This is a genomic window from Vibrio sp. YYF0003, from assembly GCF_036350715.1.
Lineage (GTDB): Bacteria > Pseudomonadota > Gammaproteobacteria > Enterobacterales > Vibrionaceae > Vibrio > Vibrio natriegens.
The window spans coordinates 840,469-866,516 of sequence record NZ_JAZDWA010000002.1 but is presented as its reverse complement, the minus strand read 5'-3'; the positions used below and the strand labels follow the sequence as shown (position 1 = coordinate 866,516).

The following is a 26,048-nucleotide window of genomic DNA, read 5'->3' as shown; positions in this document are numbered from 1 at the left end:
TCGAAGGCAGTGCCGGCAGATTTACAGTCTGCTCCCTTTGGCCACTCGGGAACCCCTCCAGGGTATTTTTATACTTAGAAGCTGTTTTCCCAACTCATCTCCCAAGTGCGGAGCGAATCATAGCAAACTCGCTCCGACTGTAAAGTATTTTTCTTGCGTTTATACGTCGAATGCTGTCTTTTTATGCAAAGATGCTAGAAAGTCAGCGTTTTGTTTGTCATTTATACAGAATAAATCCTCATTTCTTCCGGAATTTACACTACTTGACGTTGAGGCTCGTAACTATTGATAAACTGTATGAAGTTTAATGACCTAAGTTTATTCGCTAATTGACTAAGAATATGAATATGAAAGCCACTTTATCCTTATCTGTTTTAACGCTTTCTCTATTATTGGCATCGCAAACTACTTTAGCAGCGCAGCGCGGCCCAACTGCTGTTACGGTTGTGACAGAGCAAGTAGAAACGCATGAAATCAATCAATCTTTATCTCTAATTGGTAAATTAGAGGCAGCGGAGTCTGTGGTTGTTGCTTCTGAAGTGTCGGGCAAAGTCGAGCAAATTGCCGTAAACGCTAACCAGAATGTTCAACAAGGGCAATTGTTGATTAAGTTAAATGATGACAAAGCAAGAGCAGCGCTTGTTGAGGCTCAGGCATACCTTAAAGATGAGCAACGTAAGCTCAAAGAGTTTCAGCGATTAGTCGCACGAAATGCGATTACTCCAACGGAAATTGATGCTCAGAAAGCCAGTGTTCAAATTGCAGATGCTCGCTTAGATGCTGCAAAAGCTAACCTTGCCGATCTCCATATTTCTGCACCATTCTCCGGGACTGTTGGATTTATTGATTTCAGCCGAGGAAAAATGGTCAGTGCGGGTACTGAACTTTTAACGCTGGATGATCTTTCGGTGATGGAATTAGACCTGCAGGTACCAGAACGATACTTGTCGAAGCTTTCTGTTGGTATGGAAGTCCAAGCCAAGACAAGCGCATGGGGTGATCAAACTTTTATCGGTAAAGTGACAGGTATTGATACTCGTATTAGCACTGCGACATTGAATTTACGTGTTCGTATTCAGTTTGATAATCCGGAAAATCGCTTGAAGCCGGGAATGCTGGTGAATGCATCTTTAGCGTTTCCAGCCATTGAAGCGCCGATTATCCCAGTACAGGCATTGGAATATTCTGGTACCAAGCGATACGTATACGTCATTGATGAAAACAACAAAGCAACACGTACAGAGGTGCTGCTTGGCGCTCGCGTGGACAACGAAGTTGTGATTGAGTCAGGCGTAAAAGTCGGTGACAAGATCGTGGTGCAAGGCATCGTTAACATGCGTGATGGTGTTCAGGTCGAAGAAATCGTCGCTCCGCTCAAGTCGCCAAAAATGACGTCTACTAATCAGAGCAACGATTCGGATAAGGAAGAAAACTAATGTTACTTTCTGACATTTCCGTAAAACGCCCTATCGCGTCATTGGTATTGAGTATGCTGCTTTGCGTGTTTGGCTTTGTGTCATTCAGCAAGCTTTCTGTACGCGAAATGCCAGATATCGAAAGTCCTGTCGTGTCCATTACGACACGTTACGAAGGGGCTTCCGCCACAATCATCGAGAGCCAGATTACGTCGGTTCTCGAAGATCAGCTTTCCGGTATCAGTGGCATTGATGAAATCAGTTCGACAACACGTAACAGCTCCTCACGAATCACCATCACCTTTGACCTCGGGTATGATCTTAACACTGGCGTCAGCGATGTGCGTGATGCGGTTGCCCGAGCTCAGCGTTCATTACCTGACGAAGCAGATGACCCAATTGTTTATAAGAACAATGGTTCTGGCGAGGCTTCTCTGTATATCAACCTTAGCTCGTCAGAAATGGATCGCACCCAGCTGACGGATTATGCAGAGCGCGTGTTAATGGATCGCTTTAGTTTGATTTCTGGGGTGAGTTCCATCGATCTTTCTGGTGGTTTGTACAAAGTGATGTACGTAAAGCTAAAACCAGATCTTATGGCTGGTCGAGCGGTGACGGCTTCGGATATTACCACCGCATTGCGTAATGAAAACCTCGAGAGTCCGGGTGGGGAAGTGCGAAATGATTCTACCGTCATGTCGGTACGCACTGCACGAACCTATAAAACGCCCGAAGACTTTCAATACCTAGTTGTTAAGCGCGCGAGTAATGGTACGCCAATTTACCTGAAAGATGTTGCAGATGTCTTTATCGGCGCAGAAAATGAAAACTCGACTTTTAAAAGTGATAGTGTGGTAAACATCAGTTTAGGAGTAGTGCCTCAGTCGGATGCTAACCCGCTGGAGGTAGCTGAACGTGTTCGCTCTGAAGTGGATAATATCCAGAAATTCTTACCGGAAGGTACTCGCCTTGCGATTGACTATGATGCGACGGTGTTTATCGAGCGCTCGATAGAAGAAGTGTATAGCACGCTGTTTATTACTGGCGGTCTGGTGATTCTGGTGCTGTATATCTTTATTGGTCAGGCTCGAGTGACGTTAATACCAGCGGTGACGGTGCCAGTCTCGTTGATCTCGTCTTTCATCGCCGCGTATTACTTCGGTTTCTCTATCAACTTGATCACGCTAATGGCGCTGATTCTATCCATCGGTCTGGTGGTCGATGACGCCATTGTGGTCGTGGAGAATATCTTCCACCACATAGAACGGGGAGAGTCTCCGTTGCTTGCCGCCTACAAAGGGACTCGAGAAGTTGGCTTTGCGGTTGTCGCCACTACGTTCGTTCTGGTGATGGTATTCCTGCCAATCTCCTTTATGGATGGCATGGTTGGCTTGCTGTTTACCGAATTTTCAGTATTGCTGGCGATGTCGGTAATTTTTTCTTCGCTGATAGCACTAACGTTGACGCCAGTATTGGGCAGTCAGATTCTAAAAGCGAACGTCAAACCAAATCGTTTCAACGAAACCGTCGATCGTATGTTCGCCAAGCTTGAGGCTGGTTATCGTGGTGCATTAAAAGGCGCGTTAAAAGTGCGTTGGATTGCGCCTTTGGTTATCTTAGCTTGTATGGGCGGAAGCTATGTTCTGATGAATCAGGTTCCTGCGCAGTTGACACCGCAAGAAGACAGGGGGGTGATTTTTGCCTTTGTTCGTGGTGCCGATGCGACTTCGTACAACCGAATGTCCGCAAACATGGATATTGTCGAAGACCGACTAATGCCGTTATTAGGACAAGGGTTCCTTAAATCATTCAGTATTCAAACCCCGGCATTTGGTGGTCAGGCGGGTGACCAAACGGGTTTTGTCATCATGATTCTGGAAGATTGGAACGAGCGAAACATCACTGCTCAACAGGCTTTAGGTCAAGTGCGTGGCGCGTTAGCCGGAATTCCTGACGTGCGTGTGTTCCCATTCATGCCTGGTTTCCGCGGCGGATCAAGCGAACCCGTTCAGTTTGTGTTGGGCGGCTCAGATTATGATGAGCTGCTGGTCTGGGCTGAAGCACTGAAAAACAAAGCGGAAGAGTCACCAATGATGGAAGGCGCAGAGATTGACTACTCTGAGAAGACGCCAGAACTATTAGTGACCGTCGATAGACAGCGTGCAGCGGAACTCGGTGTCAGCGTGAAAGACATCTCTGATACGCTTGAAATTATGTTAGGCGGTAAAAGCGAGACAACTTATGTCGATCGCGGCGAAGAATACGACGTGTATCTGCGCGGTGACGAGAATAGCTTTAACAATGCGGCAGATCTAAGCCAGATCTACTTGCGCACCAATAGTGGTGAGCTAGTGACGCTTGATACGGTTACCAAAATAGAGGAGGTAGCTGCTTCCATTCGTCTGTCTCACTACAACAAGCAAAAATCAATCACCATTACGGCGAACTTGTCAGAAGGCTATACCTTAGGTGAAGCGCTGAACTTCCTTGACCAAGAAGCGATTGATTCTCTGCCGGGTGATATCTCAGTAAGTTACTCTGGCGAGTCAAAAGACTTTAAAGAGAATCAGTCCAGCGTAGCGGTTGTTTTTGCACTGGCCTTGCTGGTTGCTTATCTGGTACTGGCTGCTCAGTTTGAGAGTTTCGTCAACCCATTGGTGGTGATGTTTACCGTTCCAATGGGGGTATTTGGTGGCTTCTTAGGCTTAATCGTAATGAGCCAGGGCATGAACATTTACAGCCAGATTGGTATGGTCATGTTGATTGGTATGGTAACGAAAAATGGTATTTTGATCGTTGAATTCGCTAACCAGCTTCGTGACCGGGGGGTTGAGTTTGAAAAAGCCATCATCGATGCGGCGGCTCGCCGTTTGCGTCCAATCTTGATGACAGCATTCACCACACTGGCTGGAGCCATCCCATTGATTTCGTCAACAGGGGCGGGTTATGAAAGCCGAGTCGCGGTTGGTACGGTGATTTTCTTTGGTATGGGCTTCGCGACAATGGTTACTCTATTCGTTATTCCGGCAATGTACCGATTGATTGCAGCGAATACGCGCGCACCAGGTCATGTTGAAGCGGAACTCAATAAGGCACTGAGTCAGGACACCAAAGGACGTATTGCTCACCCTTAGAAAGGCTAAGTTGTTGATGACAAAAAGCACCGATTGATTTTCCATTCGGTGCTTTTTTGTTTTGTCTAAACCCGTTTTGCGTATGACGCAATGGTGTTTTTGGTAACTTGGCGTTACCCTGTGTGACGAATCATTTTTACAATAATAGCGCTTGTTGTTCACGCTTTAGCGATGGATGCGATTACGCTACTCCAACATATGCGGGCAGCAGCAAGTAAAATAGTCGAGAAGGAAAGTAAAGTGGCTGAATTTAAATACAAAAATCTTACGCAAGAAGAGCAAGATAAACTTGATGCAGCGACATTCCGTCGTCTTTTAGCCCACTTGGATGCAAATAAAGACGTACAGAATATTGACCTAATGATCCTCGCGGGTTTCTGTCGTAACTGTTTTAGCAAGTGGTACACCGCAGAGGCAGAAAAACTGGGTGTCGACTTAGACATTGATGATGCTCGTGAGCGTGTTTACGGTATGACTTACGATGAGTGGAAGCAAAACCACCAACCAGCAGCGACACCAGAGCAGCTAGCGGCTTTTGAAGCACGTCAGAAAAAATAGCGCTATAAACGGACATTTATAGATAACAGCCCGCATCGTGCGGGCTGTTTTGTTTTTCCTATCTCGTTGTTTAGAATCTCTAGGCTACGACCGGCTCACAGCATGCAGGCTCAACACAGCCTTTCGCTTGGATAATTTCGAGCTGGGTGAGATAAGGCTGAATTTCGCCGATGTTTGTCTTAACCCATTCCATATTGAAGTAAGTATCCAAGTAGCGGTCACCAGAATCACACAGCAGGGTCACGATAGAGCCCGTTTCACCACGCAGTTTCATTTCACAAGCAAGCTGAAGCACCGCATACAGGTTGGTTCCCGTAGAAGCGCCTACCTTGCGACCGATCAAGTGAGAAACCCAGTGTGCGGTAGCTACGCTTGCCGTATCTGGTATTTTGCGCATTTCATCGACCACGCCAGCAATAAAGCTAGGCTCTACCCGAGGGCGACCAATGCCTTCAATTTTGCTTCCGCGCTCGCACTTCAAATTCGAATTTCCAGACTGGAAAGCGTCATAGAACACCGAATTTTCAGGGTCAGCAACGCACAATTTCGTCTCATATTTTTGGTAACGGATAAATCGACCTATGGTTGCCGATGTGCCACCCGTACCCGGACTCATTACCACCCAAGTTGGAATGGGATGGTCTTCTAGTTTCATTTGGCTAAAGATCGAGTTTGCAATGTTATTGTTCCCACGCCAGTCAGTTGCACGTTCCGCATAGGTGAACTGATCCATGTAGTGTCCGTTTAACTCTTGTGCGAGACGTCGGGACTCGTCATAGATTTGATCTGAGCGTTCGACTAAATGGGCTTTACCACCATAAAACTCGATTTGTTCTATTTTTTTTCGGGCCGTACTTTTTGGCATGACGGCAATAAATGGCAGGCCAAGCAGGCGCGCGAAGTAGGCTTCAGACACGGCAGTGCTTCCCGACGAGGCTTCAATGACGGTGGTTTCAGGGCCAATCCAGCCGTTGCAAATTGCATACAGGAAAAGAGAACGCGCTAAACGGTGTTTTAATGAACCAGTAGGGTGTGTGCTCTCATCTTTTAAGTAGATATCGATACCATCAAGAGAAGGAAGGTCGAGTTTAAACAGATGAGTGTCTGCAGAGCGTTGAAAATCCGCTTCAATTTTACGTACTGCATTATTGATCCACTGGTGGTCAGTACACATAGCGTCTCTCCTTGGAAGTGATAAATTAGGTTTTGTTTGAAAATAATTTACCTATAATCTGGGAGAAAAACTTTGCTATATTTGTTTGATGATGATTATTTTGTAGAAATAAATTCTTTTTAAATTAGGCTTTATGGAAAATAATTTAGATAAAATTGACAAGCAGTTACTTGCTTTACTCCAGACCGACGGAACACTGTCTTTAAACGAATTGGCTGAACGGGTTAACCTCACCACAACGCCATGTTGGAAGCGCCTTAAGAAACTGGAGGACGATGGGTTCATTGAAAAGCGAGTTGCTCTGTTAAGTGCGGAAAAACTGGATCTGTCGTTCATTGCGTTTGTGCAACTTAAGACCATCGATCACTCTGAAGAGTGGTATCACCATTTTGTCACTACGGTGAGTGATTTCCCCGAAGTTATGGAATTCTATCGAATGGCGGGTGAGTACGATTACATGATGAAAGTGCTGGTCAAAGACATGAAGTGCTTTGATAAATTTTATAAGCGTTTGGTGAATAGTGTGAAAGGGCTTTCAAATGTGACCTCTACGTTTGCCATGGAATCGATCAAGTACACCACAGAGCTCCCGATTGGCCGTATTTAATCAACGGCAACCCGTTACTAAAAAGGAGCGAGAGCTGCTCCTTTGTCGTATTTAAAAGCCAATCTATTTCGTGTAACGCATCACGCCTTCTTGAACCGCTGTTGCGACCAGGTGACCTTGTTGGTTGTAGATTTCTCCGCGAACCAATCCACGAGTGTGGCTCGCGGTCGGGCTTTCTATAGCGTAGAGCAACCATTCATCCATCTTAAACGGTCGATGGAACCAGATAGAATGGTCGATGGTTGCCACCTGGAAGTTTGGTGTCATTAAAGAAACACCATGTGGGTGTAACGCAGTGACTAGGAAGCCCCAATCCGATGCGTACGCCAACAAGTACTGGTGGATCAGCTGGTTGTCTGGCATCTCACCATTAGCGCGAATCCAAAGGTATTGTTTAGGCTCGGCTTTGGTGGGCTTTAGCGGATTAATCACCGTAACTGGTCGCGTCTCAATCGGCTTTTCACCACAAAACGTTTTGCGCAGCCGTTCAGGCAGATATTCCGCAATATGGCTTGCCAGCTCGCTTTCGGAAGGAAAGTTTTCTGGCCCCGGAATATCAGGCATGGTTTTCTGATGGTCGAATCCAGGTTGATCGCCGTGATAAGAAGCCGTCAGGTAGAAAATAGGGCGGCCATTTTGAATCGCTTTAACCCGGCGGGTACTAAAACTGCGTCCATCGCGCAGGTTTTCCACGTCGTAAATAATCGGTTTTTCAGAATCGCCCGGATAGAGAAAGTAGCTATGAAATGAGTGTACAGTGCGTGTCTCTTCTACGGTGTAACGAGCGGCAGAAAGTGCCTGTCCAATCACCTGACCACCATACACTTGAGGTAAACCTAAGTTCTCGCTTTGTCCGCGGAACAAGCCTTCTTCTAATTGTTCGAGTTGTAGCAGGCTGAGCAACTCTCTTAGTGGTTTACTCATTGTGTCTCCTCACCGTGTGTGTTGAACATCAAGTTAACCCATTTCCCACAGGTCTGTGAAGTGGATCTTAAACTACTAAGAGTATACCTTGTAACAAATATGAAACAAAATCAAATGGTTGGTATCTCTTGAGTTCGTCAAACTATTGTTAAATCAAGTAACTAATCAAAGACAGCCTCGTGATTCGGCCGTATACTTACCTTGGCTTAATATTCATCCTGAGGAATATATGAAAAAAACACTATTGCTTGTTACATCTTTATTTTTTGGTGCTGCTCTTGTGGGTTGCCAAACTTCTCAAACAACAGAAGTGGATTCTGCTGAGGTGTCAATGAAGACCATTACAGGTACAGTGGCTTACCGTGAACGTATTGCTTTACCGCCAAACGCTTTGGTTAGCGTATCTCTAGAAGATGTGTCTCTGGCGGATGCACCATCAAAAGTGATCGCGAAGCAAACCTTTAATACTGAAGGTAAACAAGTTCCTATTGCTTTTGAACTTAGCTACGACAGCAATGAAATTCAAGCGAAGCACAGATACAGCGTTCGTGCTCGTATTGAAGTTGACGGTAAGTTGCGTTTCATCAGCGATACCCATCACGCGGTTATTACTGATGAAGCACAAACTCATCAGGTAGACATCCGATTGGTTGGTGTTCGTTAATTTACGTTCGATAAAAGAACCAAGCGAACAAAAGATGGCAGCTTTAGTTAAGGCTGCCATTTGTATTTTCTGAGCGATACTTTTCCAATTTCAGACACTTCTATCCCTTCTGCTTCAAGCTTGGCTTTTTGCCTATCCAGATCCCGACCTTTTAATGAAATCTTGCCTTGGCTGTTGATGACTCTAAACCATGGGAGTTTGCTGCCTTCAGGTAAGTTACCTAATGCTTTACCAACATGCCGAGCGTAGCCGGGATAACCTGCCATTTTTGCGATCTCCCCGTAAGTCGAGACTTTCCCAGATGGAATTTGGTGAATCACAGCAAAGATTTGCGCTAAGAATTGGTCCATACTCAAAGTGTCCGTTGTGGATTGCCAAGGAATGGTAATACAGACGGCCAGTATTTCGCCATTAGTTATTGATGCGTGTAGCACCCCAGTTTTTCGCGTTTGAACGCCGTTACATTTTCGCAGCGCAGTAACGATTTTGGTGAACTCTGTGAGATTCAAAATGATGTATAGACCCACTTAACGACGAACGAGTTCGTGCCTTATTTGTCGTTGAGTTCCAAAGTTGGTGGGGAAGCCAGGAGGCGCTATGATTTTTTCTACAATCCAGTTTTTTATCACGATTCTACTCGCGGTAGTGTGTGCCAGAGCAATGAGTTTAAGTGGCGGTGAACTCCCTGTTCTCGCTCTCATGATCCCTGCATTATGGCTACTCCCTCAAGGCGGACTAGCGGGTTTAGTACTGCTTGGTGCCATGATGGCATACGGAGCCACACTCTCGATGCAGCCCATCGCGTTATCTATTGGGGTGTTAATTCTATTCCCACTGTTAATGGTAGTGTTCTCCCATCGTAGTTCTCTTGGTGTATTGCTCACCACCGGGTTAATTGTATTGACCTTGCAAGTCGGCATTATGGTCACCCAGCAGGGTGGGAAATTGGCAGGTTCAGCATCAGTAACCGTTGTGCAGACGCTTGCTGTCATCGTCATGTGGTGGGCAATTACTCATTGGAAGGCTTCGAATAAGCACAGCTGGTGGCCATTGCTGTTGTTATTACCTCTGTGGGTGGCAGATTTAACCTATGCCGCATTGGTTGCACTCTGTCTAACCGGTATGCTTGCCTCCATGGAGACACTGACAAAGATAAAGCAATCCATTCACTGGAGTAAGCTACTTTGTTGGACGCTTCCGACAGTTGGTTTTGCCGCATTGGTTGTCAGCCCTGCGACCGATGTGCCTAAGCCCGTTTTTGTTGTTTGGATCTGTTTATTAGGTACGGCGTGGATGACGGATTACATCCTGCGCAGTGGTGATGAGCAAGCAGAGCTGTAAGTTCTCAGCCGATCCTAGATTGACCGAGTTTTGTTCAAACGATCGCTAATTGGTGAAATTAAAGGTTTTTGCCCTTGCATTATGAGGTCCGATACTGAATAATCGCCCCATCGTTTGAGGCAAGCCCTCAACAAAATAATTATGGGGCTCTGGTCCTCTCGCAACAATAGCTCGTGAACTCGGTCAGGTCCGGAAGGAAGCAGCCGCAGCGTGTGACTTGTGTGCCGGGATGTGGCTGGGGTCCCACCCATTGAAAAGCCTGCAGTGTTTAAATACATTGCAGGCTTTTTTCGTTTTTGCTTCTTGCAACGTTGAATCGTTTAATGTTCTTCAGCTAACTGACTACGTAACCACGATGTGAATGCCTTGAAACGTGGGCGTTCTTCCATTCCTTTCGGGCAAATAAGTAAGTACTTCATGTCGGCTCGAATAACACCAAATGGTGCGATTAATTCACCGCTATCAAGATAAGGCTGAATGAGCGCGACACGTCCCATTCCCACTCCCATATGGTTTTTAACCGCAGATACCGCCATCTCACCATGGTTGAAGACATAGTAATTGGCGTTTGGGGCAATCGGTTCTGTTTGCTGTTTGAGCCAATGTTGCCATTCAAAATCGTAATTGGCTGAATCAATAGACTCTGTGCAATGGATTAAATTGGCGTTAGCTAAGCTACTCACTTGGTCCGTAATCTTATGCTTTTCTGCGTATAACGGCGTGCAAACAGGAGTAAGGTACTCTTCAAACAACACTTCGTTATGCATATCAGATTGGGGTTCGCGGCTGTAGTAGATAGCTAAATCCACTGGCTCGTGATTAAAGTCCAGATAGCTGGCTTTCACTCGGATCTTTAAGTTAAGGTTAGGATAGCGATCCTGAAAATTTGCCAGCTTAGGTAAAAGCCATGATTGGGCAAACGTTGGTGCGACTCCGATGTATAACTCTCCGGTGAGCTCATTAAAGCGAATATCATCAATGTCAGAAAAGATGGTAGAAAAAGATCCGCTTACTGTTTCGTATAGTCGTTTTCCTTCCTCCGTCAGTTCCAGCTTTCTGGTCAGCCGGATAAATAGCTTGAAGCCTAACTGCTGCTCCAGTTGTTTAATTCTCTGACTTACCGCTCCCTGAGTTAAGTGCAACTCTTCGGCCGCGTTGGTAAAGCTTAAACACTTTGCGGCCACGTTGAAGGTATACAGGTTTGAGACGACATGCTGTTTGTTTTCCATCTTGCTCTTATCTATTAGTTCAGCTAATTCATACTGTACTCGAATTGAGTTGTTACGATCAAAACATTCCTTTTTAATTAGTTTGTCTTATGTGATTTTAATTGTCAGTTTCAAGGAGCAAGCTATGTCTTTTCGTTTTCCCGATGAATTTCTGTGGGGTGGGGCAACGGCCGCAAACCAAATTGAAGGTGCGTATAATGCCGACGGTAAGGGATTGTCGACATCCGATATACAACCTTTTGGCTCGTTCGGGGAACTAAAGCATCGACAGGATGGTGACTTTAATATCAAAGACATTGCTATTGATTTTTATCACCGTTACCCACAAGACATCGCACTGTTCTCTGAACTTGGGTTTACGTGTTTTCGCCTTTCGATTGCCTGGAGCCGAATCTTTCCCAAGGGTGATGAATTAGAGCCTAATGAGTTGGGGCTGGCTTATTACGACAAAATTTTTGATGAACTTGAAAAGCACGGTATCACACCGGTTGTCACACTATCTCACTATGAAATGCCTCTGCATTTAGCTGAGAAATATCACGGCTGGACAAGCAGAGAACTCATCGGCTTCTTTGAACGTTACGCTACCGCGGTATTCTCCCGATTTGGACACCGTGTTAAGTACTGGCTGACATTCAACGAAATTAATGCCACTTTACATGAGTCGTTCACGGGGGCCGGAATTCCACGCGGCAGTGATGCTCAGGCTCTTTACCAAGGAATACATCACCAGTTGGTGGCCAGTGCAAAAGCAGTCAAAGTCTGTCATGAGCTGCTGCCAGATGCCAAGATCGGTAATATGATGTTAGGCGCAATTCAGTATGCATTAACCAGCCATCCGGATGATGTGTTTGAAGCAATGCAACAGAACCGCGAATGGCTATTTTTCGGAGACGTACAGAGCCGTGGTTACTACCCGGGCTATATGATGCGCAAATTCAAAGAAATGGGCGTTGTTCTTAATATCACGGATGAGGATAAAGAGGCGTTAAAAGAAACCGTCGATTTTATCTCATTCAGTTACTACATGACGGGTTGTGTCAGTGTTCAGAACGAAAACCTAGAGATGACGGATCAGGAAGCTTTCAAAATGGGAAGCAATCCGTATCTGGAGTCAACGGATTGGGGATGGCAAATCGACCCTAAAGGATTGCGTATTGTTTTGAACTTACTTTATGACCGATACCAAAAGCCATTGTTCATCGTAGAAAACGGTCTTGGTGCGGCAGATACCGTCAATGAAAATGGAGAGATTGAGGATGATTACCGAATTCAGTATCTCAATGACCATTTGTATCAGGTTGGTGAAGCGCTTCAGGACGGTGTCGAAATAATGGGTTACACCTGCTGGGGCCCGATTGATTTAGTCAGTGCTTCAACCGCACAGATGTCAAAACGCTACGGCCTGATTTATGTAGACCGTGATAATGATGGTCAAGGCACGTTAAATCGTTTAAAGAAAAAGAGCTTTTACTGGTATCAAAACGTGATTCAAACCAATGGTGAAGCGCTAACTCCACCAAAGGCATAATGAGTTACAGGGGGCTTCGGTAGTGCTTGCGCAGCTGAAGCCCTTTGACGTCATATTTAAAGCAAGTCGCGAACCCGGTAGTAAGACATAGCCAGAACAAGTGCAGGGGTCCGGAGTAAACGTCCGCCGGGGAATGACATATGAGGCACTTTATCAAAAATGGCAAAGCGTTCTGAGGTGGCTGCAACACACTCGGCCATTAGAGTGCCTGCCAGACCTGTTACCGCAATTCCATGGCCAGAGAAACCCTGTGCAAAATAAACATTGGGTTTAAGTCGGCCAAAGTGAGGGGCGCGATTCATGGTGATCGCCACGTTACCGCCCCACGCATAATCGATTTTAGCGTTAGTCAATTGAGGAAATATGCTTACCATCCGGTTGCGCATCGCCTTTTCTAAATTAAATGGTGCGACCCCAGAGTAGCTGACCCGTCCGCCAAATAGCATCCGGTTGTCACCAGAGCAGCGGAAGTAGTCGAGTACAAAATTGATGTCACTCGCTGCGATACGGTTTTTCATCAGTTTATTGGTTAGGTCTTCTTCAAGTGGTTCTGTGGCACAGATGTAGGTACCCACGGGCATGACTTTGTTTTCTAACGAGCTTTCCAACCCTTCCATATAAGCATTACACGCAAGAATAACGTGATTCGCTTTCACCTCACCATGCTTGGTAAATAGAGTAGCAGGGTCACCGTGCTCAATTTTAATCACCGCACTTTCTTCAAAGAACTGAGCTCCGGCGGCTTGGGCTGCATTAGTTAAGCCAAGCGTGTAGTTTAATGGGTGTAAGTGACCACTATTGCGATCAAGCATGCCTGATGTGTATTTGTCGCTATCAATATTCTCTCTGACTTGTTCTTTGTCCCACAGTTCAAGAGAGTCATATTGATAGCGTTCTGTCAGGTTGGCATACCAATCTTTTAGCTCTTTGTCATGACGCGATTTCATGCCCAAGTGAACCATGCCATCCCGCCAATCACAGTCAATATTGTATTTTTTAATATTGTTTTTGGTCAGAGCGAGCGCCTCGATGGACAGCTCCCAAAGTTTCTTGGCGTCAGACTCTCCGACGAGCTTTTCAAGTGTATGTTGCTCTGAAGCCCAGCCAAAAATTGCCTGTCCGCCACTTCGCCCTGATGCCCCCCAACCAACACGATTGGCTTCCAATACGATGACGCTATAGCCTTTATTGGCGAGTTCCAATGCTGCTGTTGCTCCGGTAATACCAGATCCCACAATACACACATCGGCAACGTGGCTTCCTTTCAACGTAGGAAAGCGCAAATCTTGGTTTTTTGATGCAGCATAGTAAGAGAGGGTATGCTTCGTACTCATCTTGACATCCTTTTCTTCTAATCTTGATTCAATACTTATCGGTACCATTGGTATTCAAGTGGTGAAACTTGAGCCGAAAACCTTTCCTGTTCGTGCTTTTTGTTGGCGAGGTAGACTTTGCAAAGCTCTTCTCCAAAGCTGTTTTGCATAAACTCACTTGCAGAGAAGGCATGTAAAGCACTGTCCCAAGAGCTTGGCAGAGTCGGCAGATCGAGCTGAGTTGCGTCTCCGTCTATGGGCGCTGGCGGCACCAGATTGTTTTCAATGCCGTCTAGGATGGATGCCAATAAAACAGACACAGTGAGATAAGGGTTAACATCGGCACCTGATAAACGGTGCTCGATTCGCTTGTCTTCTTCGCCGCTGGCTGGCACACGTACGGCAACCGTTCGGTTATCCCAACCCCATGAGGCATGCATTGGTACGAACATATTCGGTTGTAAGCGTCGATAGGAGTTGGCATTGGGAGCAAAAATCGCCATGCATTCATCCATGTGTTCTAAGACACCAGCAATGGCATTGAGCAGTAAATCGTCATTATACCCAAGCACGTTAATCCCATCGGCGTCCTGCAAGCTGATGTGAACGTGGCAACCGCTGCCTGCATATTCGGTATAAGGTTTAGCCATGAAGTTGGCATGAAATCCATGTTTCTTCGCTATCGCACGAACGACACGTTTTAGTAGCATGGCATGGTCACAAGCAAGCAATACATCGGTGGAATGTTTAAGGTTTACTTCAAATTGCCCCGGTGCATATTCGGCTGTGATGTTTTCTGCCGGAATGCCTTGTTCTTGACATGCGCTTACGATTTCATCCAAAAAAGTTTTAAATTCATCGAGTTCATCCAGTGAATAGACTTGCGTTTGTGTCATTCGCTCGCCGCTAACTGGCATCAGAGGGGGTTGGGGGCAGCCAGTATCATCGGTTTCAGGATCCTGCAAATAAAACTCTAACTCAACCGCGACACACGGATGAAAGCCTTTGCTTTTCAGTTTTTTTACTTGTAGATCGAGGACGTGTCTGGGGTCAGCAAAGAAAGGTTGGTTCGTCTCGGGCTCGTACATCGTAACGATGGCTTGGGCGCTATTCTCTTGCCACGGTACGACCTGCAATGAGTTTGGCACAATACGGCAAATACGGTCACCATCACCTTTTTCAAATCCCAGTCCGGTTTCTTCGACGGTTTCGCCGCAGATATCCAGTGCAAAAACGGACGCAGGCAAACAGATACCTTGCTCCAGAACTTTGCTGAGTTGGGCTGTGTTGATTCGTTTTCCCCTGACGACACCATTCATATCGAACAGAATCAAATCAATCGTCGTGATGTTTGGATTTTGTTCGATAAAATGAGCAATTTCTTGTTGCTCTTGCTTGGTTTTTAGTCGGTCAATGTTAATCGGTTGATTGGCAAGACTAGTCATATCCGCTGTGCCTCCTTGGCGTTAAACGTAATAATCCCTTGTTCTATATGGGCTCAGGAATGCCCCGCAGACAGCTTTACTTGCCTATTAAACATACACACATTGTTTAGAAAATTGCAACACATTTGTAACTTTAACCTCACCGATGCTGTATCTTGATATAAAATATTTAACAGATTGGTTGACTTTTGGGCGAGTTAGGCACAATGCTAAATAGGGCTTATTGATACATCCATGATTTTTGACGTGGGTTAGCAACGGGCGATTTTGTACTCAACCCGATTGGTTCGGTAGTTGGGATTAGAAAAACATACGAGTGTTATTTTGTTGTTCGCCGTTTTTGAGCGGACGCAAAGCTGTAAACATAAAGCTGTATTTCATGGACCGAAATTATTGCAAAGAAGGATTTATGGAAACATTCAAGAAATGGATTGAAGAAAACCGTATTACTGAAGTCGAGTGTCTTATCCCTGACATTACTGGTAACGCAAGAGGCAAAATTATGCCCGCCAAAAAATTTCTTCGAGAAGGAGGGATGCATCTTCCCGAAGTGATTTTTTTCCAGACGGTAAACGGTGACTGGCCAGACGATGAAAGCATGATTGATCTCACCGAGAAAGACATGAATCTCGAGCCAGATCCAAATACGGTCAGGTTAGTTCCATGGACAAAAGATCCAACAGGTCAGGTAATTCATGACTGTTTCACAGTGGATGGTGAACCAGTAGAAGTTTCCCCAAGAGCGGTGTTGCGTCGTGTTTTATCGTTCTACGAAAGAGAGGGCTGGAACCCAATAGTGGCACCTGAGCTAGAGTTTTTCTTGGTTAAGAAAAATCTGGACTGGGACTATCCGCTTGAGCCGCCGATTGGTCGAAATGGGAGACCAGAAACGGCCAGACAATCCTTCAGTATCGATGCTGTGAATGAATTCGATCCTATTTTTGAAGATATGTATGACTTCTGTGAGGCGCAAGGCCTGGACGTTGATACATTAGTTCATGAATCGGGTGCCGCTCAGATGGAGTTGAATTTCGATCACGGTGAACCGTTAGATTTGGCAGATCAGGTGTTTCTCTTTAAACGCACGGTAAGAGAAGCCGCATTGCGCCACGATGTTTATGCGACGTTTATGGCGAAACCAATGGAGCATGAACCAGGTAGTGCAATGCACATTCACCAAAGTTTGGTGGACGTGAACGGCAAGAACCTGTTCGCCAATGAAGACGGTTCTAACAGCGAACTCTTCCTCAATTATATTGCTGGCATGCAAAAATATACCCCGGCTGCGATTGCCTTTTTTGCGCCAAACGTCAATTCCTACCGCCGGTTAGTCTTCGGCGAGTCAGCGCCTACCAACGTGGCTTGGGGAGAAGACAACCGCACGGTTGGGCTTCGAGTTCCGGTCTCTGATAAGAATGCCCGCCGCATTGAAAACCGTTACGCCGGTGCGGATGCGAACCCTTACTTAGCGATGGCATTGTCATTGGCCTGTGGCTACTTGGGTATGAAAGAAAAACTTACCCCGACACCACAGAGTACAGGTGACATGACGACAGAACCTTACTCACTTCCTCATACATTGGAAGATGCGTTATTGCTGCTGGAAAACAGTAACGAGCTGAGAGAAATTCTCGGTGATCGATTTGTTTCTGCTTACGTGGCAATTAAGCGAAAAGAGTACAAAACGTTCTTTCAAGTTATCAGCTCTTGGGAGCGTGAGTTCTTACTCTTAAACGTATAAGTCAAACTTAATTACCAAGTGAAAGCTACTTTCTCCTAGCGAACGTTACCGTCGAACCATTTATCTTTGCGGATAAAGGGAAAGTAGTACTCACGTTATTAATAAACCATGGAATGAAACTATGTCTAAATGGATTGAGCAAGATAGTGCACATTGCTTGCACCCTTTTACTAACTTCAAGGCGTTAAATGACAAAGGTTCTCGCATTATTAAGCGCGCGGAAGGGGTTTACATCTATGACGAGGATGACAACAAAATCCTCGACGGTATGGCGGGCTTATGGTGTGTGAATATGGGCTACAGCTGTCAGCCTCTTATTGATGCCGCGACAAAGCAAATGCAAGAATTGCCGTACTACAATTTGTTTTTCCAAACCGCACATCCACCAGCGGTAGAGCTTTCTACTTTATTGGCCGAGGTCACGCCAGAAGGCATGAACCATGTGTTCTATACGGGCTCAGGTTCTGAGTGTAATGACACGGTAGTGAGAATGGTTCGTCACTACTGGAGTAGCCTTGGTAAACCGCAAAAGCAAACCATCATCAGCCGTAAAAATGCTTACCACGGCAGCACTATGGCGGGGGCAAGTCTCGGCGGCATGTCTGCGATGCATGCGCAAGGTGGTCTTCCTTTACCTAACATCGTGCACATCGATCAACCTTACTATTTTGGTGAAGGAAATGGCGTCGATGAAACCGAATTTGGTTTAGAGCGTGCAAGGCAGCTAGAAGAGAAGATTCTAGAACTCGGTGAAGAAAATGTCGCTGCTTTTATTGCAGAGCCTATTCAAGGTGCTGGTGGCGTGATTATTCCACCGTCAAGCTACTGGCCTGAAATCCAACGTATTTGTGACAAATATGAAATTCTATTGATTGTTGATGAAGTGATTTGTGGCTTTGGCCGCACTGGCGAATGGTTCGCAAGTCAGACCTTCAACATAAAGCCAGATCTTATGTGTATGGCGAAAGGGATCACATCAGGTTACCTGCCGCTAGGTGGTGTGATGGTTCGTGATCATGTTGCCAAAGTACTCACCGATGCAGATACGGAATTCGCACACGGTTTTACTTACTCAGGTCATCCTGCTTCTTGTGCGGTTGCCATCGCCAACATTAAAGAGATGCAGCGTCTCAGCGTTGTTAATCAAGTACGAGAAGAGACCGGTCCATATTTTGCCAAACGTTGGGCAGAGCTCGCTGAGCACCCAATGGTTGGTGAAGCGCGTAGCGTTGGCCTGGTCGGTGCAATTGAGCTTGTTAAAGACAAACAAACCAAACAACGCTTCGATAAAGAGTTAGATGTGGGTACTCGTTGCCGCGACCATTGTTTTAACAGTGGCGTGGTATTGAGAGCCGTCGGAGACTCAATGATCTGTTCGCCACCACTGATCATCACTAAATCAGAAATAGACGAACTAGTTGCACTTGCAAAACTGGCTTTAGATAACACGCTCGCCGACGTTCAGCAGTAGCCGACGAGAACAATACCAAAACTCACCAAGGAATGGAGATCCAAATGGAGAAAATGAAGGTTTATTGTGGGGTAGCGTTGGGGATGACTCTTGGGTTCGCCCCGTTAACATCAATTGCTGCGGAAGACAAAGTACTCAATATTTATAACTGGTCTGATTATATAGCTGAAGATACCATCGCCAAATTTGAGCAGGAAACAGGTATCAAGGTTGTCTACGATGTTTTTGATTCTAATGAAGTTCTGGAAGCAAAAGTTCTATCAGGCAACACTGGCTTCGACCTTATTGTCCCGAGTAACGACTTTTTGGGCAGACAGGTAAAAGCTGGCGCTTTTCAGAAGCTGGATAAAGAAAAACTCAGCAACTATAAAAACCTAGACCCTAAATTGATGGGAATCTTGTCAGACACCGTCGACCCTGAGAATGCTTATTCGGTGCCTTACCTTTGGGGCACAACAGGTATTGGCTACAACGTCGAGAAGGTCAAAGCGGCACTTGGAGAAGATGCACCGGTCAACAGTTGGGATCTGGTGTTTAAACCAGAGAACATGGAAAAACTGGCGAAATGTGGTGTGGGCTTTTTGAATGCGCCATCAGAGATCATGGCGGCATCGCTGAACTACATTGGCAAAGATCCAAATAGTACGGATCCGAATGATTACAAAAAGGATGCGCTTGAGTTACTCAAAACTGTCCGTCCATATGTCACTTACTTCCACTCTTCGCAATACATTAATGACTTAGCTAATGGCGACATTTGTGTCGCGATCGGTTGGTCCGGAGATGTTCTTCAAGCGGCAGATCGTGCGGCAGAAGCGGATAACGGTGTTGAGATTGCTTACTCAATTCCGAAAGAGGGCGCTTTAGCTTGGTTTGATTTGATGGCCATTCCTAAAGATGCTAAGCATCCAGAAAATGCCCACCTTTTCATTAACTTCCTGTTAAGACCAGAGATCATTGCTGAAATCAGTAACTACGTTTGGTATGCGAATCCAAACCCGCCGTCACGTGAGTTTATTGATAGTGAGATTCTGGATGATCCAGGCATCTACCCTAATGAGGAAACACAAGAGAAGCTCTACAGCGCGAAAATGTTACCTCATAAAACCGCTCGTGCGATGACTCGTGCGTGGACAGATTTTGTTAAAAACTAGATAGAAACAAAGAGGTGACCCTAGGGTCGCCTCTTTTATGGAGAGTGCCATGACAGTGATGTCAATTTGTAATGATCTTCCTCATATGCATGTGGATTCTAACCCGCCAAAACCCTTATTAGAAATCAAAGGGCTCACCAAAAGCTTTGATGGTCACGTAGCCGTTGATGGTTTGGATTTGACGATCAATCAAGGTGAACTGTTCGCCCTGCTTGGCGCATCGGGCTGTGGAAAATCAACGTTGCTGAGAATGCTTGCTGGCTTCGAGCAACCTTCAGCAGGGCAGATTATTTTAGATGGAGAAGATCTTGCCGAGATACCTCCGTATCGTCGCCCGGTCAATATGATGTTCCAATCCTATGCGCTGTTTCCTCATATGACCGTTGCAGACAATATTGCATTTGGTTTAAAGCAGGACGGCATGTCCCGCCAGGAAATCAATCAAACCGTCAAACAGATGCTGGAACTTGTGCATATGTCTGACTATGCCAAACGCAAACCTCATCAACTTTCTGGTGGTCAGAAACAGCGTGTTGCACTGGCTCGTAGTTTAGCCAAAAAGCCAAAACTGCTGCTTCTGGATGAACCAATGGGCGCTTTAGATAAAAACTTAAGAGAAAAAATGCAACTCGAAGTGGTGGATATCTTAGAGCGTGTGGGCGTGACTTGTGTGATGGTGACACACGATCAAGAAGAAGCCATGACCATGGCCAGTCGAATGGCGATTATGAATAAAGGTCAGTTTGTGCAAATTGGCTCTCCAGAATCGATCTATGAACACCCGAATTCGAAATTCTCAGCCAAGTTTGTCGGCACCGTAAATATCTTTGAAGGCATATTGGAAAATAATCAAAACGACAGTTGCACCGTGCGCAGTCAGGATCTTGAACACCCGATTTGTATTAATGAAGGCATTTCTGGTGTGACAGGGGTACCCGTGATGATTGCGGTTAGGCCAGAGAAAATGACGTTGAGCACACATAGCAATCATTCGGTCAACAGCTGCACAGGGGTCGTTGAAGATATTGCCTATATGGGCAATCAATCTATCTACCACGTGCGTTTACCGTCTGGAAAATTAGTCACGGCAACCTTACAAAATACCACTCGCTTGAGAAAAGACATGCCGACGTGGGAACAGAAGGTCACGCTAAGTTGGGAAATGGAAAGCTGCGTGGTACTTAAAATATGATAAAGAAAGCCAAACTCGATATCTGGCGTGTCATACCCACGCCAAAGTGCTTACTGCTTGCTGTCCCTTATGGATGGTTGTTACTGTTCTTCTTACTCCCATTTTTGATCGTATTTAAGATCAGCTTCGCCGAGGCTCAGGTCTCGATTCCTCCCTATTCTGAACTGCTCAGTTATGCCGAGCAGCAATTGCAGCTACTGCTGAATATCGGTAACTACGAATATTTGTTGGAAGATGATTTGTATGTGTCTTCCTATTTAGAGTCGATACGTATCGCATTCATTTCAACGTTACTGTGTTTAGTGGTCGGTTTTCCAATTGCCTGGGCTATTGTGCATTCAACGCCGTCGACGCGTAACGTCCTGCTGATGCTGATCATTCTGCCTTCATGGACGAGTTTTTTGATTCGAGTCTATGCCTGGATAGGTATCCTCAAAAACAATGGATTACTTAATAACGTGCTACTAACCATTGGGGCGATTGACGAGCCATTGAAGATATTGCATACCGACGTCGCCGTATATATCGGCATTGTGTATACCTATCTGCCTTTCATGGTTTTACCTTTGTACACCGCGCTGATGCGAGTCGATTATTCACTAATAGAAGCCTCGAGTGATTTAGGCGCGAAACCAATCACCACATTGTTTAGTGTTTTAATTCCTTTAACCCGCGCCGGTATTATCGCTGGTTCCATGCTGGTCTTTATTCCTGCGGTAGGGGAGTTTGTTATTCCTGAACTGCTCGGCGGGCCAGATTCAATACTAATCGGCAAAGTGTTATGGCAAGAGTTTTTCAATAACCGAGACTGGCCTGTTGCCTCGGCCGTTGCCACCACGATGTTACTCATACTAATGGTGCCAATTCTTTGGTTCCACCGTTATCAAAAACGTGAATTGGAGGTACAGGGATGAACGATATTCCAGTTTACAACAACAAATGGAAGTGGATGGTTTTAGGGCTAGGTTTTGCTTTCCTCTATTTACCTATTCTGATTTTGATTATTTATTCTTTTAATGAAAACCGCTTAGTGACCGTTTGGTCTGGGTTTTCTTTTAAGTGGTATTCAGAGTTATTTGACGATGACTTATTAATGGGCGGGGTAAAGCTGAGCTTGTTAATTGGTTTTCTCTCTGCCAGCGCCGCTGTGGTGCTGGGAACTATCGCGGCGTTTGTCCTGAATCGCTTCGGGAAATTTAGAGGTGAAACCGGATTCGCGTTTATGATCACGGCGCCGTTGGTGATGCCAGAAGTGATCACCGGTCTGTCTTTACTGTTACTCTTCATTGCGATGGGGCAAGTGTTTGATTTATTTAATCAACGCGGAATGATGACTATCTGGATTGCACATGTTACGTTTTGCACGGCATACGTTACGGTGGTCGTTAGCTCCAGGTTACAAGAGGTCGATCGCTCAATTGAAGAGGCTGCAATGGATTTGGGGGCTCCGCCCTGGAAGGTATTTCTGCAAATTACCTTACCAACGATTGCTCCTGCTATTGTTGCAGGCTGGTTGCTGGCGTTTACGTTATCACTCGATGACCTGGTGATTGCGAGTTTTGTATCTGGTCCGAGTGCTACAACGCTACCAATGGTGGTATTCTCCAGCGTTAGACTAGGCGTTAGTCCAAAAATTAATGCCCTCGCGACGTTGATCATTTTAGCTGTCTCCTGTGCCACCTTTATTGCGTGGTGGGTGCTCGCTAAAGCGGAGAAACGGCGATTACAAGAGGCGAAAATGAGCCAGCAGTAAAGGCATTCGCTGACAAATTAGGAGAGATACATGGATAGAGACATGGATGTAGGCAAGCAACTTAAGACGATCCGAACCATGCGTGGTTTATCCCAAAGAGAGCTTGCGAAGAGAAGCGGCGTGACGAACTCCATGATCTCTCAAATTGAACAGAACCTTGTGAACCCTTCTGTTGGGTCACTAAAAAAGATACTGGAAGCGATTCCCATCTCAATGGGCGAGTTTTTTACCCTAGACGTTGAATCCGAGGATGACATCTTTTTTAGTCCGGAACAGATGACGGATTTAGGTGATGGCAAGATTAACCTGATGTTAGTGGGTGCGAAACGAGAAGGTCGCAAACTTGCCATATTGCACGAAGTCTACCCGCCAGGTGCAGATACAGGCACTGATTTCATGCAGCACGAAGGCGAAGAAGGCGGCGTGGTGATTCGCGGAGAAATAGAGATCACGGTAGGCAGTCGCACTCAAGTGCTGAAAGCCGGTGATTCTTACTATTTTGAGACGCGTAAGCCACACCGATTTCGTAACAAGGGAAAAGTGGAGTGTGAGTTGATAAGCGCTTCGACGCCACCAACGTTTTAAATACTCACTTTCGAAAACAATGGCCTCTGTTACGAGGCCATTTTTAGTCACGGTGAATGCGGTTATGAGACAAAAAGACTAATCAAGTTCGATCCATGTCGATTTGATTTCGGTGTATTTATCTAACGCGTGTAAAGACTTATCCCTGCCGTTACCACTTTGTTTGTACCCGCCAAACGGCATCGTCATATCACCGCCGTCCCAGTTGTTCACAAATACGGTACCGGCTCTTAGCGCGCGCGAGCATTTTACCGCAGTGGAAATATCGGAAGTCCACACGCCAGCCGCAAGGCCATATTCACTGTCGTTAGCAAGCTCGATCGCTTCATCAATCGTGTCGAATGTCGTCACACAAAGTACAGGACCAAATATCTCTTCTTTGAATATACGCATGTCAGGTGTTACGTCTGTGAAGACAGCAGGCTGAATAAAGTAGCCGCCTGTATGTTCAAGAACGGGTTGGCCACCAAATCGAAGTGTTGCACCTTCTTGTTTGCCCACCTCAATATAATCGAGTACGCGTTCAAACTGAGCTTTATCGACAATCGCGCCAACACGAGAGCTGTCGTTAAGAGGATCGCCAGGTTGCCATTTGTCCATGTTCTTCATTAGTAGATCGATGAATTGATCTTTGATGGATGAGTGAACCAAAAGACGAGAGCCAGCGGTACAGACTTCGCCCTGGTTATAGCAAATAGCACTTGCTGCGGTGGCAGCCGCTTTCTCAATGTTTTTCACATCGTAATGGATAATATGAGGGCTCTTGCCACCACATTCCATAAAGGTTCGCTTGAGGTTAGATTCACCTGCAAAGGTCAATAATTTCTTCCCTATCGCCGTAGAGCCAGTAAAAGTAATGCAGTCGACGTCGTTGTGAAGCGCTAGTGCTTGCCCTGCCTCATGACCAAAGCCAGGCAGAACTTGAAGCACACCGTCGGGAATCCCGGCTTGAGAAGCTAATTCTGCGAGTAAAATAGCGGTGAGAGGCGATTTTTCCGATGGTTTTATGATGACTGAGTTACCAGTGGCGAGTGCCGGGCCAATTTTCCAAGCCGCCATCACGGTAGGGAAGTTCCAAGGAACAATGGCAGCGACGACACCTAAAGGCTCTCTTGTCACCAGCGCGAGCGCTTCTTCGGTCACGGGAGCGACTTCATCGTAAATTTTATCAATCGCTTCAGCGTTCCATTGTATGCAGCGAGCGGTGGCTGGCGCATCGTATCCCATGGCATCAGAAATGGGTTTTCCCATATCTAAAGACTCCAGAAGAGCGAACTGTTCTTGGTGTTGTTCTATAAGCTTGGCGTAGTTGAGTAATACCGTTTTACGCTGCGCTGGTGGCAGTCCTGCCCACACTCGGGAATGAAAAGCATCACGCGCGGCTTTAACCGCAATCTCTACATCTTCCTCACGGCAACGCGCTACGTGAGCGAGGTGTTTTCCCGTTGCTGGGTTAATAATCTCGAAGGTATCATCGCTGATAGCGTTAGTGAGTTTTCCGTTAATGTAGGCTTGTGTATTAAACCTCAACTCAGTGGCTTTATCATGCCAGTTTGTAGTGTCCATTCTGTGTCCTTATTCCTTTTTTGTCTTTGTATTCCTGATGAAGTGCTAAACCTGCTTAGCGATTAAATATGCAAAGAAGGTTTAACGCTGTTTTCTCTCCATTGCGTTAAAGTTAAAAAATCGTGCTTGAATCGAGCTAATTGATAGCAGTGAACGAAAAGTTTGATAAATAAACTAATCAAAACGTAGATAGTGAATGTAGAGAAATCAACAAAGTGTTCAGTATTTTATGATTTTTAGATATAAAAACTGCGTATTTAGTCTATCTTGTTAAATATTGGGGTGCGTTAATTGAATGACGGTCTTGGAAGAGATGACGTGCGATTTGATACTAGAATGAAAAGCATCGCCGCTTGGTGATCGAAAGGTTTAAAATCAAGTGAAATGTAAATTCAAGGATGATAGGTGAATAATGAAAATTGGGATAATAACCTGCGGATATGTCGATCCACCTTTGTCTGATGGCCACGGCCAATATGCAGATATGATTGAAAGCGCTTTTGCTAGTGTGAATGACGCTATGACGTTTCAAAACTTTGACGCGATAAAAGGTGAGTTACCAAGTTTTGATGAGTGCCATGGTTTTATTATTACCGGTAGTGTGCACAACGCTTATGACGATTTGCCATGGATTCTGGATTTAGCGGATTGGATCCGTTGCTGTGAAGCGAGAAGAAAGCCACTGGTCGGGATTTGTTTCGGACATCAGTTAATTGCCAGAGCACTTGGTGGGGTGGTTAAAAAGTCTGAGAAAGGTTGGGGCTTGGGCAGTTATGAGGTAAAAGTCGTGGCACTTAAGAAATGGATGAATCTTGCCATTGACAGTGCGCGTATGCTGGTAAGCCACCAAGATCAGGTGGTAATTGTACCCAAAGAGATGAGCGTAATCGCAGGAAACGATTTTTGTCCTAACTTCATGCTGGTCAAAGACAATCATATTTTAACCGTACAAGGTCATCCCGAATTCAGCTCAGAGTTTACTGAGCTACTGGTGAGAAAGCGCCAACATCTGTTGTCTGAACGTCAGTATGAGGATGCGTTTGCTCAGTTGAAGAAGCCTAACGATTCCGCGCTTTTTTTGCATTGGATGGACGCGTTCTTTACGCGTGATCAGCAAAGGATAAGCTCTGAGGAAATGCAGAAAGTCGGCTAATAAAGAATGGTTTACCATTGTGACCGCGGCATTCTATATCAGCATTATTAATGATTCGAATGTCGTCGGTTACAGATGACGACAAAGGCCTTACAGTC

At 45.7% G+C, this 26,048-nt stretch carries 22 protein-coding genes and 1 other RNA gene; 16 read left to right on the top strand and 7 right to left on the bottom strand.

Annotated features, from left to right (window positions below):
* The first annotated feature begins 341 nt into the window (after positions 1 to 341).
* From V1U08_RS10340 to V1U08_RS10330, 3 genes are all read left to right on the top strand, one after another.
* Positions 342 to 1,436 carry an efflux RND transporter periplasmic adaptor subunit gene (locus V1U08_RS10340; RefSeq protein ID WP_330470548.1) on the top strand — a complete coding sequence of 365 codons (1,095 nt, stop codon included), beginning with the start codon at positions 342 to 344 and terminating at the stop codon, positions 1,434 to 1,436.
* Entirely contained in the window at positions 1,436 to 4,549 is a 3,114-nt protein-coding gene (gene vmeF, locus V1U08_RS10335; protein ID WP_330470547.1) for a multidrug efflux RND transporter permease subunit VmeF, read from the top strand. Before V1U08_RS10340 ends, vmeF begins: the two co-directional genes overlap by 1 nt.
* A gap of 240 nt (positions 4,550 to 4,789) precedes the next feature.
* A complete protein-coding gene (locus V1U08_RS10330) occupies positions 4,790 to 5,107 on the top strand; it encodes a DUF1244 domain-containing protein (protein WP_014231244.1) in 318 nt (105 codons plus the stop codon).
* Positions 5,108 to 5,186: 79 nt separating this feature from the next.
* Here V1U08_RS10330 and V1U08_RS10325 read toward each other — a convergent pair whose 3' ends face one another.
* Positions 5,187 to 6,281 carry a PLP-dependent cysteine synthase family protein gene (locus V1U08_RS10325; RefSeq protein WP_330470546.1) on the bottom strand — a complete coding sequence of 365 codons (1,095 nt, stop codon included), beginning with the start codon at positions 6,279 to 6,281 and terminating at the stop codon, positions 5,187 to 5,189.
* Between the two features lie 133 nt (positions 6,282 to 6,414).
* Here V1U08_RS10325 and V1U08_RS10320 point away from each other — a divergent pair, with 133 nt between their 5' ends.
* The gene (locus V1U08_RS10320; RefSeq protein WP_014231246.1) at positions 6,415 to 6,888 is read left to right on the top strand and encodes an Lrp/AsnC family transcriptional regulator; all 474 of its coding nucleotides are present in this window, start codon (positions 6,415 to 6,417) and stop codon (positions 6,886 to 6,888) included.
* A gap of 63 nt (positions 6,889 to 6,951) precedes the next feature.
* Here V1U08_RS10320 and tesB read toward each other — a convergent pair whose 3' ends face one another.
* On the bottom strand, positions 6,952 to 7,812 hold the full coding sequence (tesB, locus tag V1U08_RS10315) for an acyl-CoA thioesterase II (RefSeq protein ID WP_020332800.1): 861 nt from the start codon (positions 7,810 to 7,812) through the stop codon (positions 6,952 to 6,954).
* 229 nt (positions 7,813 to 8,041) lie between these two features.
* Here tesB and V1U08_RS10310 point away from each other — a divergent pair, with 229 nt between their 5' ends.
* Positions 8,042 to 8,476, top strand: a complete 435-nt coding sequence (locus V1U08_RS10310) for a YbaY family lipoprotein (protein ID WP_020332801.1) — start codon at positions 8,042 to 8,044, stop codon at positions 8,474 to 8,476.
* A gap of 47 nt (positions 8,477 to 8,523) precedes the next feature.
* Here the strand turns inward: V1U08_RS10310 and V1U08_RS10305 are convergent, their stop codons facing one another.
* Entirely contained in the window at positions 8,524 to 8,826 is a 303-nt protein-coding gene (locus tag V1U08_RS10305; protein WP_014231249.1) for a DNA base-flipping protein, read from the bottom strand.
* Positions 8,827 to 9,073: 247 nt separating this feature from the next.
* On the opposite strand from V1U08_RS10305, the gene V1U08_RS10300 reads away from it, so the two are divergent.
* Positions 9,074 to 9,817, top strand: a complete 744-nt coding sequence (locus V1U08_RS10300) for a hypothetical protein (protein WP_014231250.1) — start codon at positions 9,074 to 9,076, stop codon at positions 9,815 to 9,817.
* 147 nt (positions 9,818 to 9,964) lie between these two features.
* An RNA gene (gene ffs, locus V1U08_RS10295) (signal recognition particle sRNA small type) lies at positions 9,965 to 10,061 on the top strand.
* Between the two features lie 76 nt (positions 10,062 to 10,137).
* Here the strand turns inward: ffs and V1U08_RS10290 are convergent.
* The gene (locus V1U08_RS10290; RefSeq protein WP_330470545.1) at positions 10,138 to 11,046 is read right to left on the bottom strand and encodes a LysR substrate-binding domain-containing protein; all 909 of its coding nucleotides are present in this window, start codon (positions 11,044 to 11,046) and stop codon (positions 10,138 to 10,140) included.
* 124 nt (positions 11,047 to 11,170) lie between these two features.
* On the opposite strand from V1U08_RS10290, the gene V1U08_RS10285 reads away from it, so the two are divergent.
* Positions 11,171 to 12,577, top strand: a complete 1,407-nt coding sequence (locus V1U08_RS10285; RefSeq protein WP_239948944.1) for a glycoside hydrolase family 1 protein — start codon at positions 11,171 to 11,173, stop codon at positions 12,575 to 12,577.
* 56 nt (positions 12,578 to 12,633) lie between these two features.
* Here the strand turns inward: V1U08_RS10285 and V1U08_RS10280 are convergent, their stop codons facing one another.
* Both V1U08_RS10280 and V1U08_RS10275 read right to left on the bottom strand, forming a co-directional pair.
* The gene (locus V1U08_RS10280; RefSeq protein ID WP_330470544.1) at positions 12,634 to 13,911 is read right to left on the bottom strand and encodes an NAD(P)/FAD-dependent oxidoreductase; all 1,278 of its coding nucleotides are present in this window, start codon (positions 13,909 to 13,911) and stop codon (positions 12,634 to 12,636) included.
* Positions 13,912 to 13,946: 35 nt separating this feature from the next.
* Positions 13,947 to 15,335 carry a glutamine synthetase family protein gene (locus V1U08_RS10275; protein WP_014231254.1) on the bottom strand — a complete coding sequence of 463 codons (1,389 nt, stop codon included), beginning with the start codon at positions 15,333 to 15,335 and terminating at the stop codon, positions 13,947 to 13,949.
* 409 nt (positions 15,336 to 15,744) lie between these two features.
* On the opposite strand from V1U08_RS10275, the gene V1U08_RS10270 reads away from it, so the two are divergent.
* From V1U08_RS10270 to V1U08_RS10240, 7 genes are all read left to right on the top strand, one after another.
* The gene (locus V1U08_RS10270; protein ID WP_020332829.1) at positions 15,745 to 17,076 is read left to right on the top strand and encodes a glutamine synthetase family protein; all 1,332 of its coding nucleotides are present in this window, start codon (positions 15,745 to 15,747) and stop codon (positions 17,074 to 17,076) included.
* Between the two features lie 121 nt (positions 17,077 to 17,197).
* Positions 17,198 to 18,547, top strand: a complete 1,350-nt coding sequence (locus V1U08_RS10265) for an aspartate aminotransferase family protein (RefSeq protein WP_020332830.1) — start codon at positions 17,198 to 17,200, stop codon at positions 18,545 to 18,547.
* A 44-nt stretch (positions 18,548 to 18,591) separates the two neighbouring features.
* Entirely contained in the window at positions 18,592 to 19,701 is a 1,110-nt protein-coding gene (locus V1U08_RS10260) for an extracellular solute-binding protein (RefSeq protein ID WP_065299361.1), read from the top strand.
* A gap of 49 nt (positions 19,702 to 19,750) precedes the next feature.
* Positions 19,751 to 20,893 carry a putrescine ABC transporter ATP-binding subunit PotG gene (gene potG / locus V1U08_RS10255; protein ID WP_330470543.1) on the top strand — a complete coding sequence of 381 codons (1,143 nt, stop codon included), beginning with the start codon at positions 19,751 to 19,753 and terminating at the stop codon, positions 20,891 to 20,893.
* Positions 20,890 to 21,807: a putrescine ABC transporter permease PotH gene (gene potH, locus V1U08_RS10250; protein ID WP_014231259.1), complete on the top strand. Its 918-nt coding sequence runs from the start codon at positions 20,890 to 20,892 to the stop codon at positions 21,805 to 21,807. The genes potG and potH overlap by 4 nt, the downstream gene beginning before the upstream one ends.
* Complete coding sequence (locus V1U08_RS10245; protein ID WP_014231260.1) at positions 21,804 to 22,646, top strand: ABC transporter permease subunit; 843 nt, start codon at positions 21,804 to 21,806, stop codon at positions 22,644 to 22,646. Before potH ends, V1U08_RS10245 begins: the two co-directional genes overlap by 4 nt.
* Before the next feature lie 42 nt (positions 22,647 to 22,688).
* On the top strand, positions 22,689 to 23,231 hold the full coding sequence (locus V1U08_RS10240) for a cupin domain-containing protein (RefSeq protein ID WP_024372708.1): 543 nt from the start codon (positions 22,689 to 22,691) through the stop codon (positions 23,229 to 23,231).
* Between the two features lie 78 nt (positions 23,232 to 23,309).
* On the opposite strand, the gene V1U08_RS10235 is transcribed toward V1U08_RS10240, so the two are convergent.
* A complete protein-coding gene (locus V1U08_RS10235) occupies positions 23,310 to 24,797 on the bottom strand; it encodes an aldehyde dehydrogenase (RefSeq protein WP_330470542.1) in 1,488 nt (495 codons plus the stop codon).
* Between the two features lie 412 nt (positions 24,798 to 25,209).
* Here V1U08_RS10235 and V1U08_RS10230 point away from each other — a divergent pair, with 412 nt between their 5' ends.
* A complete protein-coding gene (locus V1U08_RS10230; protein WP_330470541.1) occupies positions 25,210 to 25,950 on the top strand; it encodes a glutamine amidotransferase-related protein in 741 nt (246 codons plus the stop codon).
* Positions 25,951 to 26,048: the final 98 nt, after the last annotated feature.